This window comes from Micromonospora sp. C31, from assembly GCF_018070575.1.
In the GTDB taxonomy this organism is placed as follows: Bacteria; Actinomycetota; Actinomycetes; order Mycobacteriales; family Micromonosporaceae; genus Micromonospora.
In genome coordinates this window covers 819383-832550 of sequence record NZ_JAGPXN010000001.1, presented here as the reverse complement: position 1 = coordinate 832550, position 13168 = coordinate 819383, and the positions used below count along the sequence as shown (strand labels likewise).

Annotated in this window: 11 protein-coding genes; 6 read left to right on the top strand and 5 right to left on the bottom strand. The window is 74.4% G+C overall.

Going from position 1 to position 13168, the window contains the following annotated elements:
* The first annotated feature begins 19 nt into the window (after positions 1-19).
* Entirely contained in the window at positions 20-1693 is a 1674-nt protein-coding gene (gene paaN / locus KBX06_RS03890; RefSeq protein ID WP_210832727.1) for a phenylacetic acid degradation protein PaaN, read from the top strand.
* 51 nt (positions 1694-1744) lie between these two features.
* On the opposite strand, the gene KBX06_RS03885 is transcribed toward paaN, so the two are convergent.
* A complete protein-coding gene (locus KBX06_RS03885) occupies positions 1745-2278 on the bottom strand; it encodes a GNAT family N-acetyltransferase (RefSeq protein WP_210832726.1) in 534 nt (177 codons plus the stop codon).
* A gap of 209 nt (positions 2279-2487) precedes the next feature.
* Between KBX06_RS03885 and KBX06_RS03880 the strand changes: the two genes are divergently transcribed.
* The 3 genes from KBX06_RS03880 to groL all read left to right on the top strand — a co-directional run bounded on the left by KBX06_RS03880 (position 2488) and on the right by groL (position 5973).
* Positions 2488-2691, top strand: coding sequence for a cold-shock protein (locus tag KBX06_RS03880; protein ID WP_088998148.1), 204 nt, complete (start codon positions 2488-2490; stop codon positions 2689-2691).
* Between the two features lie 165 nt (positions 2692-2856).
* A complete protein-coding gene (locus KBX06_RS03875) occupies positions 2857-4077 on the top strand; it encodes a hypothetical protein (protein WP_210832725.1) in 1221 nt (406 codons plus the stop codon).
* Positions 4078-4350: 273 nt separating this feature from the next.
* Entirely contained in the window at positions 4351-5973 is a 1623-nt protein-coding gene (gene groL / locus KBX06_RS03870; RefSeq protein WP_210832724.1) for a chaperonin GroEL, read from the top strand.
* A gap of 56 nt (positions 5974-6029) precedes the next feature.
* Here the strand turns inward: groL and KBX06_RS03865 are convergent, their stop codons facing one another.
* From KBX06_RS03865 to KBX06_RS03855, 3 genes are all read right to left on the bottom strand, one after another.
* Complete coding sequence (locus tag KBX06_RS03865; RefSeq protein WP_210832723.1) at positions 6030-6227, bottom strand: hypothetical protein; 198 nt, start codon at positions 6225-6227, stop codon at positions 6030-6032.
* Between the two features lie 91 nt (positions 6228-6318).
* Positions 6319-7248 (bottom strand): GNAT family N-acetyltransferase, encoded by a 930-nt coding sequence (locus tag KBX06_RS03860; RefSeq protein WP_210832722.1) that lies wholly within the window; start codon positions 7246-7248, stop codon positions 6319-6321.
* A 103-nt stretch (positions 7249-7351) separates the two neighbouring features.
* Positions 7352-8005 (bottom strand): helix-turn-helix domain-containing protein, encoded by a 654-nt coding sequence (locus KBX06_RS03855; protein ID WP_210832721.1) that lies wholly within the window; start codon positions 8003-8005, stop codon positions 7352-7354.
* A gap of 63 nt (positions 8006-8068) precedes the next feature.
* Between KBX06_RS03855 and KBX06_RS03850 the strand changes: the two genes are divergently transcribed.
* Complete coding sequence (locus tag KBX06_RS03850; RefSeq protein ID WP_210832720.1) at positions 8069-8656, top strand: dienelactone hydrolase family protein; 588 nt, start codon at positions 8069-8071, stop codon at positions 8654-8656.
* Between the two features lie 16 nt (positions 8657-8672).
* Here the strand turns inward: KBX06_RS03850 and KBX06_RS03845 are convergent, their stop codons facing one another.
* Positions 8673-11195, bottom strand: coding sequence for a S8 family serine peptidase (locus KBX06_RS03845; RefSeq protein ID WP_210832719.1), 2523 nt, complete (start codon positions 11193-11195; stop codon positions 8673-8675).
* A 78-nt stretch (positions 11196-11273) separates the two neighbouring features.
* Between KBX06_RS03845 and KBX06_RS03840 the strand changes: the two genes are divergently transcribed.
* Positions 11274-13091 (top strand): glycerol-3-phosphate dehydrogenase/oxidase, encoded by a 1818-nt coding sequence (locus KBX06_RS03840; protein WP_210832960.1) that lies wholly within the window; start codon positions 11274-11276, stop codon positions 13089-13091.
* Positions 13092-13168 lie beyond the last annotated feature (77 nt).

The following is a 13168-nucleotide window of genomic DNA, read 5'->3' as shown; positions in this document are numbered from 1 at the left end:
CTGTTGCATGATGGCGGGCATGACGGAGACCCCGCACCCCCTGTACGACAGGCACGCCGACACCCTGACCCGGGCGCTGACCGCCATCACGGAGCGCGGGTACTGGTCCGCCTACCCCGAGTCGCCCAGCCCTCGGGTCTACGGCGAGACCGCCGCCGCCGACGGCAAGGCCGCCTTCGAGGCGTACCTCGGCGGTGACTTCCCCCTCGACCAGCCGGGCACGGCCGACCGGGTCGCCACCGAGACCAGCCCGTTCGGCGTCGAGCTGAACGTCCGCTACCCGCACGCCGGCGCCGACGAGCTGGTCGCCGCCGCCTCCGCCGCCCTGCCCGGCTGGCGCGACGCCGGTCCGCAGGCCCGGGCGGGAGTCTGCCTGGAGATCCTCGACCGGCTGCACAAGCACATCTTCGAGCTGGCCAACGCGGTGCAGTTCACCAGCGGCCAGGCCTTCGTGATGGCCTTCCAGGCCGGCGGCGCGCACGCGCTCGACCGCGCGCTGGAGGCGGTCGCCTACGCGTACGCGGAGATGACCCGGCACCCGGGGACGGCGGGCTGGGAGAAGGCGGCCGGCAAGGGCGACCCGCTGCGGATGACCAAGACCTTCCACGTGGTGCCGCGTGGCGTGGCGCTGGTGATCGGCTGCAACACCTTCCCGACCTGGAACTCGTACCCCGGGCTGTTCGCCTCGCTGGTCACCGGCAACCCGGTGGTCGTCAAGCCGCACCCGCGCGCGGTGCTGCCGCTGGCGATCACGGTGAAGTACGCCCGGGAGGTGCTCGCCGAGGCCGGCTTCGACCCGAATCTGGTGCTGCTCGCCCCCGAGGCCCCCGGCGAGAAGCTCGCCTCCACGCTGGCCCTGCACCCGGCCGTGAAGATCATCGACTTCACCGGTTCGACCGGGTACGGCGACTGGCTGGAGGCCAACGCCCGGCAGGCCGCCGTCTACACCGAGAAGGCAGGCCTCAACACGGTGGTGATCGACTCCACCGACGACTTCGCCGGGATGTGCCGCAACCTCGGCTTCACCCTGACCCTCTACAGCGGTCAGATGTGCACCACGTCGCAGAACATCCTGATCCCCCGCGACGGCATCACCACCGACCAGGGGCACAAGAGCTTCGACGAGGTGGCCGGCGGGATCGCCGCGGCGGTCGCCAAGATCACCGCCGATCCGGCGCGCGGGGTGGAGATGACCGGCGCGATCGTCAACGACGGGGTGCTGGAGCGCCTCGACGCGGTCACCAAGGTCGGCGAGGCGGTGCTGGAGTCGCGTACGGTCGAGCACCCCGCCTTCCCCGGCGCGGTGGTCCGCACCCCGACGGTGGTGCGGCTGGCGGCCGACGACACCGCGACCTACTCGCAGGAGTGGTTCGGGCCGATCTCGTTCGCCATCGCCACGGACTCCACGGCGCACAGTCTGGAGGTGCTGCGCTCCACGGTCGGCGAGAAGGGCGCGCTCACCGCGGCGGTCTACTCCACCGACGAGGCGGTCCTGAACGCGGCCGAGGCGACGGCGATCGAGGTCGGGGTGCACCTGTCCTGCAACCTCACCGGCGGGGTCTTCGTCAACCAGTCGGCGGCCTTCTCCGACTTCCACGGCAGCGGCGCCAACGCGGCGGCCAACTCCGCGCTCACCGACGGCGCCTACGTGGCCAACCGGTTCCGCGTCGTGCAGTCCCGCCGGCACGCGTGAGCCGTCCGGCTGCCCGGGTCGGCTCCGCACGGGCCGATCCGGGCGGTCGCGTCAGGCCGGTCGGCGCATCTGGAGTTCGGTGAGCGCCGGCACGGTGGGGTGCGGGACGCGTACGCCGGTGTCGACGAAGCCCAGCCGCCGGTACGCGCGGTAGGCCCGGTCGTTGCCCACCACGACCTCCAGCATCAGTTCGGGGCGTCCGCAGGCCCGGGACCAGGCCGCGACGGCGTCGACGAGGGCGCCGAGGAGGCCGGTGCCCCGCCAGGGCGGGGTGACGTAGACGGCGTACACCACGGTCAGCCCCGGCTCCCCGGGAGCCGCCGTGCCGCCGGCGTGCCCGACGAGCCGGCCGCCCGGGTCCGCGACGAACTGTGCGGTGCCGGCCCCGGTGGAGACGGACGCGATCCGGGCCGCGTAGTCGGCGTGCGGGCGGGCCGCCGCGTCGGCGAGGGTCTCCAGGAAGGCCAGCGGGGCGTCGGCGAGCATCTCCAGGCGCAGGGCCCGCATCCGGGCCGCGTCGCGCGGCCGGACCCGTCGGATCTCCGCCCGCCGTGCCGACCCCGACCCGTTGGGCGTGCTCGTCATCACGCATACCTACCACAACGATGATTGCCGATGGACTGCGGTCGAAGTTTGCCCGATTTGTGGTCGTGCGCCGTCGTCACGCTTCGTGTAGCGTGCGATTTCGGTCACCGTTTCAGCGGTCCTCGTCGATCGCCGAGCCGGTGGCCCTCCGGTGCCGGCCCGCCCGGCCTCCGGGTCGTGGAAAGCCGCGCAGAGTGAGGAAGTGCACCGTGGCACAGGGCACCGTGAAGTGGTTCAACTCCGAAAAGGGCTACGGCTTCATCGCCGTCGACGGCGGGCAGGACGTCTTCGTCCACTTCTCGGCGATCGAGATGGACGGCTACAAGGCGCTGGACGACGGCCAGCGGGTCGAGTTCGAGATCGCCCAGGGCCAGAAGGGCCCGCAGGCCGAGCGCGTGCGCGTCGTCGCCTGACCGGGCCCCCCGCTCCCGCCCCGGTCCGAGCTCGACGTCGGCGTCGGGATGCCGACCGGGTGATTCCGCGGTCGTAAGCAGTCGCCGCCGCGGGGGCGGGCTTCGGCGCGGTTGCGCCGGCAGGGAAGGATCGTGAGCCGTTCCAGCCACCGCTGAGGAGGGTTCATGTCCGACCAGCCGCCCCAGGCCGCGCCACCCCCGGGAGATCCTGACCCCGCCGCGCCGCCACCCGGCGGTCCGGCCGCACCGGAGCCCGGCGTCGTCACGCCCCCGGCCGCCGGGACCCCGGCCGATCCCGCCGCCGGGAACGCCGGCCCGGCCGCGCCGGGTGCCGCGGTGCCGGCCGTCCCGCCCCCGGGCGGTCCCGTGCCCCCGGGTGGTGGGGCACCCGCAGGCCCGCCGCCGCAGGGCTGGGTCTTCCCGCCCACCGGCGGGTACCCGGTCGGCTCCGGTCCGTACGGCGGGCAGCCGTGGTATCCGGGCGCCCCGGTCGCCTACCCCGGGCAGCCGGCCCACGGCTGGTACCCGCCGGGGCACGGCCTCGATCCGTCCGACCTGCTCGTCACCCCGCCCGGCGCAGGCGTCAACGGCTGGTTCGGCCGGTGCGTCGGCGCGGTGCGCCGGGGCTGGCGGCTGCTGCTGCCGATCCTGCTGCTCACCCAGGTGCTGCCGGCCCTCGTGGTGTCGGTGCTCACACTGTTCCTCGACCCGACCGCGAAGTGGGAGCAGTCGATGGCCGACGATCCGGCCGCGCTGCCCGACACGTTCGTGACCGACATGGGCGTCATGCTGGCCGTGGTGCTCGGCAGCGCCCTCGTCTTCGGTCTGGTGCAGAGCCTGGGCTGGGCGGCCGGCACCTGGGTGGTGACCCGGCAGGCGGCCGGCGAGGCGGTGAGCATGGGCGCGGCCCTGTCCTACGGGGCGCGTCGGGCCCTCGGCCTCTGGGGCTGGACCCTGTTGACGAGCGTGATCATCGGGCTCGGCCTCTGTCTCTGCGTCATCCCCGGCATCTACTTCGCGTTCGCGCTGAGCATGGCCGGCCCGGTCTACCTGTTCGAGCGGCAGGCCCCGATCGGCCGTTCCTTCCGGATGTTCCACGACCGGCTCGGTCTGCTGCTCGGCCGGGTGGCGCTGGTGGCGGCGGCGGTGATCATCGGCGGCGGGGCCGCCGCCATGGTGGAGGGCGTCGGCGCGCTGCCGTTCGGCGCCACCCCGATGGAGTCGCCCGGCACGGCCGTCGGCGTCATCGTGGTGGCGCTGGTGGGCGCGGTGCTGGCCCTGCCGACCCACCTCGCCCAACTGGTCGGCCTGGTCGTGACCTACGCCGAGCAGCGCGCCCACGAGGGGCCGGTGGACAGCGCGCGACTGGCCGGTGAACTCGGCTGACCGGGGCGGTCGTGCTTGCACTCGGCAGGGGAGAGTGCTAAACAAGTCATTGGCACTCGCATACCGCGAGTGCCAATGGTCGGGGCGGTAGGGCCACGGTCGTAGCGGCGTCCAGACGCGGCTGCGGCACATGGCCGGTCGTCGCGGGCTATCCGGCCCGGCCGAGGAGACGTCGTCGTCGCCAGGTGGCGACGTCCCAAGGTGCGTACACCAGGCGGCCCATCCGGGACACACACTCGGGTGGCCCGTGAGTGTCCAGGAGGACAACGCCGTATGGCCAAGATGATCGCGTTCGACGAAGAGGCGCGCCGCGGCCTCGAGCGGGGCATGAACCAGCTCGCCGACGCCGTGAAGGTGACCCTCGGCCCCAAGGGCCGCAACGTCGTCCTCGAGAAGAAGTGGGGTGCCCCCACCATCACCAACGATGGTGTGAGCATCGCCAAGGAGATCGAGCTCGAGGACCCCTACGAGAAGATCGGCGCCGAGCTGGTCAAGGAGGTCGCGAAGAAGACCGACGACGTCGCCGGTGACGGCACGACGACGGCGACCGTCCTGGCCCAGGCCCTGGTCCGCGAGGGCCTGCGCAACGTGGCCGCCGGTGCCAACCCGATGGCCCTGAAGCGGGGCATCGAAACCGCCGTGGCCAGCGTCTCGGAGGAGCTGCTCAAGCTCGCCAAGGACGTCGAGACCAAGGAGCAGATCGCTTCCACCGCCTCCATCTCCGCCGGTGACACCAGCGTCGGCGAGATCATCGCCGAGGCGATGGACAAGGTGGGCAAGGAAGGCGTCATCACCGTCGAGGAGAGCAACACCTTCGGGCTGGAGCTGGAGCTCACCGAGGGCATGCGCTTCGACAAGGGCTACATCTCGGCCTACTTCATGACCGACCCGGAGCGCATGGAGGCCGTCTTCGACGACCCCTACCTCCTGATCGTCAACAGCAAGATCTCGTCGGTGAAGGACCTGCTCCCGATCCTGGAGAAGGTCATGCAGTCGGGCAAGCCGCTGCTGATCATCTCCGAGGACATCGAGGGCGAGGCCCTGGCGACCCTGGTCGTCAACAAGGTCCGGGGCACCTTCAAGTCGGTCGCCGTCAAGGCGCCGGGCTTCGGTGACCGCCGCAAGGCCATGCTGGCCGACATCGCCATCCTCACCGGTGGCCAGGTCATCAGCGAGGAGGTCGGCCTCAAGCTGGACGCCGTCGGCCTCGACATGCTGGGCCGCGCCCGCAAGGTCGTGGTGACCAAGGACGAGACCACCATCGTCGACGGTGCCGGCGACGCCGACCAGATCCAGGGCCGGGTCAACCAGATCCGGGCCGAGATCGACAAGAGCGACTCCGACTACGACCGCGAGAAGCTGCAGGAGCGGCTGGCCAAGCTGGCCGGCGGCGTCGCGGTCATCAAGGTCGGCGCGGCCACCGAGGTCGAGCTGAAGGAGCGCAAGCACCGCATCGAGGACGCCGTCCGCAACGCGAAGGCCGCCGTCGAGGAGGGCATCGTCCCGGGTGGTGGCGTCGCGCTGGTGCAGGCCGGCAAGACCGCCTTCGACAAGCTCGACCTGGTCGGCGACGAGGCGACCGGTGCGAACATCGTCAAGGTCGCGCTGGACGCCCCGCTGCGGCAGATCGCCGTCAACGCCGGCCTCGAGGGCGGCGTCGTGGTGGAGAAGGTCCGTAACCTGAACCCGGGTCACGGCCTCAACGCCGCCAACGGCGAGTACGTCGACCTGCTGGCCGCGGGCATCATCGACCCGGCCAAGGTGACCCGCTCGGCGCTGCAGAACGCCGCGTCGATCGCGGCGCTCTTCCTCACCACCGAGGCCGTCGTGGCGGACAAGCCGGAGAAGGCCCCGGCCGCCCCGGCTGGTCCGGGTGGCGGGGACATGGACTTCTGAGTCCAGCTCCAACGCCGGAAGGGGCGGGCCGCGTCAGCGGCCCGCCCCTTCCGCTGTCACGTGGGCAGCGGTCGCTGGTTGCGTCTCTTCTGCGTCCGGTCGTACGGCTGCGGGATCTGCACCGGCTCGTCGACCAGCGTCACCGGCTCGTCGGCCGGCTCGTCGACACCGGCCATCTCCGCCTGCTGCTCGGCGTCGCCGTAGTCGAGCCGGTCGAACGGCAACGGGCCGGGGCGTTCGTCGTCCGTGGTCATGGTTGCCTCCTCTACCGGAAACGGTAGGGCGCGACGATCACCAATGCGGACGAATGGCGTTATGAGGTTCCATGTTCCGATCGTCCCGTCGTCAGTCCCCGAGCGACCTGCGGTACAGGAAGAAGACGCGCTCGATCCGGGCACCCGCGCTGCCCGAGTAGAAGGGCACCGGCCCCACCCACCCGATCTGCGCCGCCGACACGCCCGCCGCCCGCTGGTCGCGCAGGCACCGGCGCAGCAGCACCCCGCCGATCCCCGAGCCCGCCGCCGCCGGGGCGGTACCCATCGGGCCGAACCAGCTCGGCCGCGACGACCCGTACGCGGCGAAACCGAGCACCTCGCCGTCGCGTTCGGCCAGGTGGCAGCCCGCACCCTCCCGGCCCACCGAGCCGGCCAGTTCGGCGTCCCAGGCCCCACCGAAGGTGGCGCGCGCGAACTCCGTCAGTGCCGGCAGGTCGCCCGCCCCGGCCCGGCGGACCGTCACCCCCTGCCCGGCCAGCCGCTCCTCCGCGGGTGCCGTCGGGCGCAGCGCGGGCGAGTCGTCGTACGACAGGTCGGCGGTCATGTTCCACGCCGTCCGGTCCTGCCGGTAGCCGAGCGCCAGCGCGGCGCAGACCGCCGGGGTGTAGCGCACGTCGATGCCGGGCCAGGCGTGGTACGGCGGATTGCCGGCGAGCAGCATCTCCACCGCGCCGAGCCCGGCGAGCCGCGCCTCGGCGACCGCCAGCAGGGCCCTCCCGACACCCTTCCGCCGCTCCTGCGGTGCCACCGCGACCAGGTCGACGTGACCACGGGCGTCGCCGTCGTCGGCGGCGAGGGAACCGACGAGCACGCCGACGAGGCGCCCCTCCCGGTACGCGCCCCACACGAACACCGGGCGGCGGGCGGTTGCCCGGGCCCAGAGGGTGTCCACGACGGCCGGCGCCTCGGCCGCGTCCTCCGGCAGGTCCAGTGCCCGCCCGCAGAGCTCCACCACGGCGGGCAGCCGGTCGGGCCCCAGCTCGACGATCTTCAGGTCCATGGACGCCGACCCTAGGTCACCGGAGCGCTCCTGTTGAGGAGAGCCCCTGTCGGCGTTGCCCGGCCGGCGGTCGCCGTGGCGTGCCGCGACCGGCCCGGTCGCCTCAGCCGGCCGGCTCGGACCTCGGTTCCGGCTCGGGTGTCGGTTCCGGGTCGGCCCTCGGTTCCGGGTCGGGCTCGGGAAGGGCCGGGTCGGGCTCGGGAAGGGTCGGCGCGTCGGTGGGGTAGAGGCCGGCGACGAACCCGTACACCTGGTCGCCGGAGCGGGGGATCTGGGCGAAGCGGCGGGTCAGCGCCTGCACCTCGGCCCAGAATGCGCGTACCTCCTGGATCGGGATGCGGGCGTGGACGAGGGTGCAGCGCAGGTCGTCGGCGGCGTGGGCGGCGGCGGATTCGGCGACGGCCTCGGCGAGCCCGTTGACGGCGGTCGCGACCTGTCTGTCCTCGGGGCGGGTGAGCGCGCCGATGTAGAGCGTGCGGGCGACCCGGCCGTAGTACCGCTCGTCGATCGCCCGCACCCGCCGGGTCCGAACCACCCGGAGCAGGCCGGCATCGACGAGCGCGGTCACGTGGTAGGCGACGCTGCTCTTCGGCCGGTCGACCGCCCGGGCCAGCTCGGTCACCGTGGCGGCCCGCTCCAGGAGCAGTTCCAGGAGGGTGGCGCGCAGGGGATCGGCCAGCGCGCGAAGCTGCGCGGGCGCGGTGACCACGAGCATCTCGTCGAGGTCGTAGTCCGGGATCCGCTGATTGCTCGACATTTCTCGACCGTTCTAGAATCATGGATCATTCGATCGTTGTCGTCTGTAGACAGGAGTGTAGAGATGGCCGACGTGGTCCTGTTCCACCATCTGCGCGGGGTCACCGACGGGCTGCGCGGGTTCGCCGAACAGCTGCGGTCGGGCGGGCACACCGTGCACACCCCCGACCTGTTCGACGGTGAACGCCCGGCGACCCTCGAAGAGGGCTTCGCGCTCACGAAACGCATCGGGAGGGAGGTGCTCCGCGAGCGCGCCGACCGGGCCGTGGCCGAGCTGCCCGACGGTCTGGTGTACGCGGGCTTCTCCTGGGGCGCCGCCACCGCCCAGCGGCTCGCCCAGACTCGGCCGGGCACCCGCGGCGCGCTGCTCTACGAATCCTGCCTGCCCGTCACCGGCGAATGGGCCGTCGGCCCCTGGCCCGCCGGGGTTCCGGTGCAGATCCACGGCATGGACGCCGACCCGTTCTTCGCCCTGGAGGGCGACATCGAAGCCGCCCGCGAGCTGGTCGGCATCGTCGGCGACCTCGGCGAGCTGTTCGTCTACCCCGGCGACCGGCACCTGTTCACCGACAGCACGCTGCCGTCGTACGACGCGGAGGCGACGGCACTGGTGCTGCGGCGCTCGCGGGAGTTCCTCGACCGGCTGCGGTGAACCGGCGCTCCGCGCCTCACCCCCGTGCCGTGCGAACGGCGGCGTACGCGTCGACCAGGCCGGCGCCGGTGATGTTCCGGTCGCCCCCGCAGGTCTGGGTCCGGGACGCGTACGTGGCCACGGCCGGGGTCGCGGTGTCCCGCAGGATCTGCCGGGTACGGGGCAGGTCGCCGACCAGCGCCGGGTTGGCCGACCACATCAGCGCCACCACGCCGGCCACCTGAGGCGTCGCCATCGAGGTGCCGCTCAGGGTGGCGTACCCGCCGCCCGGCATCGCCGAGAGCACCTCGTCGCCCGGCGCGACCAGGTCCGGCTTGGCCGCCCCCGGCACCGGGCCCCGCGACGAGAAGAGGGTCACCCTGCGCTGCCGGTCCACCGCGCCGACGGTCAGCACGTCCGCGTACGGGGCGGGCGGGTCGTCGATCGAGCCGCAGTAGGGCCCGGTGTTGCCGGCCGCGGCCACCACCAGGATGCCGGCGGCGTCCAGGGCGGCGGTGGCCGGTCGGAGCGCGCCCGGGTCGCAGCCCTCGATCGACGGGCAGCCCCACGAGTTGGTGAGGATGTCCGGGGCCCGCCCGGGGCGCCCGTCGGTGAAGGGGTCCCCGCCCGGCGGGAAGGGCGCCAGCATGAACTGGAGGCAGTCCAGGTAGTACGCGGGGTTGCCGAGGTTGCGGTCCAGGTTGACGCAGCCGACCCACCGGGCGCCCGGGGCCACTCCGATGCCGTCGCGGCCCACCGCGCTGCCCGCCGTGTGGGTGCCGTGCCCGCCCTTGTCGGTCGGCGCCCGGGTGCCGTTCCACGGGTCGTGCCAGGAGTCGTCGCCGCCCCGGAAGCCGCCCGCCAGCGCGGGGTGCCCGTCGTCCACGCCCGAGTCGGAGCTGCCCACCACGATCCCCGAGCCGTCCACCCCGAGTTGGGACCAGACCCGGTCCGCGCCGATCATCCGGACGTGCCACTCCGCTCCGGCGGGCGCGGGCGCGCTGCCGCGACTGCGCCCGGCCGGCGCGGGCAGCGGTCGCACCCGCTGGCCGACCAGCACCCGGGCCACCTCCGGCCGGCGCGACAGCCAGGCCCGCACCGCCGGTCCGCCGTCCACCTCGACCGCGTTCACCAGGTAGTAGGGGGTGTGCTCCAGCCGCAGCCGGCGCAGGTCCCGGCGCAGGTCGGCCTGGGTCCGCTCGGCGGTCGTGACGAGCCGCCGGTGGACCTCGCCGACCCGGGCGTCCCGGCCGGCCCGGCCGGTCGTCGCCGGGACGTCACCGAGATCGGCCTGCTCGCGGAGCACCACGAACAGCCGCTCGCCGTGCAGGCCGGGCTGGCCCACGCCGACGGCCACCACGCCCACCGCGACCAGCAGCACGCCGGCGGTCACCCCGGCGACCCGCCGGCTCGGCCGCCGGGCCCGGGTCAGCAGCACGCCGTACGCGACGGCGAGGACGGCCGCGGCGGCGAGCCCGGCGCCGCCGGCGGCGGCCACCCAGAACGGCACGTCGCGGGTGCCGGCCAGGAGGAGGGTGATCTCCTCGGGGTCGGTGAGGGCCAGCGGGCCGAGGACGCCGAGCCCGACCAGCCAACGGACCGCGGGCCGCACCGCGAGCGGGCCCCGGCCGACCGGCCCGCGGGCAGCGGCGCCCGGCGCCGGACCGGCCGGACCGGCGGTGTCGGCCGGACCGGCCGGTCCGGCCGGGTCGGCGGGCCGGTGGTAGCGGGTGGCGGCCTCGGCCGGCCGGGCCGCCACGTGCAGGGCGGCCAGTGCGAAGCCGGCCGGCGGCAGCGTCAGCAGCAGGGGCAGTTGGGCCCCGGACTGCCCGACCCCGGCGGCGAGCAGCAGCAGCGCGACCCCGGCGACCAGCCCGCCGACCAGCACCGACCGCGCCGGCCGGGGCGGCTCCCCGACGGTGAAGCGGGACCAGAAGGCGGCGTCCAGCAGCGCCCCGGCCAGCACGCCCAACGCGGCGGCGGCGACCCCGGCCAGCACCGTCTCCAGCAGCCCGCCGAGCGCCCCCAGCCAGACCCAGGGCAGCAGCAGCGTCAGCCCGCCGGCCACCCCGAGCAGCGTGGCGGGTGGCGCGGACACCCGGGGCGTCGCGGCGGCCGCGCGGCGGCCCAGCGTCCGCAGGGCGAGGGCGGCCAGCGCGGCCGTGGTGGCCAGCGCGGCGAGGTACGCCTCGTGGTGCACCGGCGGGATCGCCCGGAGCGGCCCCAGCGCGCCGAGCACGAGCGCCGCCGCCAGCCAGACCCGGCCGGCGGCGCGGACCGCCTGCGAGCGGGGCAGCAGGGCGAGCGCCAGCGCGGGGGCGCCGACGAGGAGCACGGTGATCAACACCGTCGCCGGCCAGAGCCAGACCACGCGGTCCAGCCCGGAGGCCAGCACGATCTGGTCGGCCAGCCACCCGCCGCTCTGGCCCAAGACGACGAGCCCGACCGTCCAGCAGCCGGCGACCGCCGCCGCGACCACCGGCCAAGGGCTCGGCGGGCCCGGCGCGGCCGGTGGGCGTGGGACGGGCTGACCAGCGGGAAACGGGGGGCCGACGTCCATCCTGCGACAGTACGGCGCGGACGGGCTGTGCCGCCCGATGGCGGCGGCGGTTACCGTGGACGGGTGCGTGACCCCAACGTGTCCCGAACGACGGCCGGCCAGCTCTCCCCCGAGCGCCGGGCCGCCGACCTGCGCCGCCTGCGCGCCGAACGCTTCGACGTGCTGGTCATCGGCGGTGGCGCGACCGGGGCGGGGGCCGCCCTGGACGCCGCCTCGCGAGGGCTGAAGGTGGCTCTGGTGGAGGCGCGCGACTACGCCGCCGGCACCTCCAGCCGTTCCAGCAAGCTCATCCACGGGGGCCTGCGCTACCTGGAGCAGTTGGAGTTCCACCTGGTGCACGAGGCGCTCACCGAGCGCGGGCTGCTCGCCACCCGGCTGGCGCCGCACCTCGTCCGGCCGGTGCCCATCCTGGTCCCGCTGCCCGACGGGCAGGGCGTGCGCGGTCTGCCCGCCCGGCTGTTCCGCCGCTCCTACTACGGCGCCGGCGTGGCGGCATACGACGCCTTCGCCGGGGTCTTCGGCGGTGGGCGCGGCATGCCGCTGCACCGGCACCTGACCCGCGAGGGCGCCCGCCGGGTCTTCCCCAGCCTGCGGGCCGACGCGGTGGCCGGCGCGATCCGCTACTACGACGGGCAGGTCGACGACGCGCGGCTGGTGGTGACGCTGGCCCGCACGGCGGCCAGCCTCGGCGCGACCGTGGTGAACAGCACCCGGGCGGTCGGGTTGATCCGGCAGGCCCGCGAGGTCACCGGCGTCCGGATCCGCGACCTGGAGGCGCCCCCCGGCTGCCCGGACGCCGAGTTCGAGGTACGCGCCCGCACCGTCATCGCCGCCACCGGCGTGTGGAGCGACGACATGTCGCGGATGCTCAACGACGTCGGGCTGCGCCCCGGCATCCGCGTCCGGGCCTCCAAGGGCGTGCACCTGGTGGTGCCCCGCTCGGCGATCACCGGCGAGGCCGGGCTGATCCTGCGTACGGCCACCAGTGTGCTCTTCGTCATCCCGTGGGGCGGGCACTGGATCATCGGCACCACCGACACCGACTGGCGCCTGGACCGGTCCCACCCGGCCGCCTCCGCGCGGGACATCGAATACCTGCTGAACCAGGTCAACACGGTGCTCGACCGGCCGCTCACGACGGCCGACATCGAGGGGGTCTACGCCGGGCTGCGCCCGCTGCTGGCCGGCGAGGCCGACTCCACCTCCAAGCTGTCCCGCGAGCACGCCGTCTTCGAGCCGATGCTCGGTCTGCTGCTGGTCGCCGGGGGCAAGTACACGACGTACCGGGTGATGGCCTCCGACGTGGTCGACCGGGCCGCCCACCGGCTCGGTGCCGTACGCCCCTCCCGCACCGCCGACCTGCCGCTGCTCGGCGCCGACGGCTACCCGGCGATGTGGCGTGACCGGGCCGACCTGGCCCGCCGGCACGGGTTGCCGGTCGGGGTGGTCGAGCACCTGCTGGAGCGCTACGGCACCCTCACCCGCGACCTGCTCGCCCTGATCGACGCGGACCCGCTGCTGGCCTCCCCGCTGGCCGGCGCCCCGGAATACCTGGCCGCCGAGGTGACGTACGCGGCCCGGGCCGAGGGGGCGCTGCACCTGGAGGACGTGCTCACCCGGCGTACCCGGATCTCCTTCGAGACGGCGCACCGGGGCCTGGAGTCGGTGGGCCACGCGGCCGAGCTGATGGGCGCGGTGCTGGGCTGGGACGAGGCCACCCGGGCCCGCGAGGTGGAGCACTACCGGGCCCGGGTGGAGGCGGAACGTCAGTCCCAGCTGATGCCCGACGACGCGACCGCCGACGCAGCCCGGCTCGGCGCGCCCGACGTACGGGGCTTCGCGGCGGACCGCGGCGCGGACGACGACCAGGCCGAACTGCCCTCCTCGTCGCGCTGACCGGCCCGCCCCGGCCACCCCCTACGTCCGGCCCCGGGCCCGGTCGGCGGTGCCGTGCCGCACCTGCGGCCGACCGC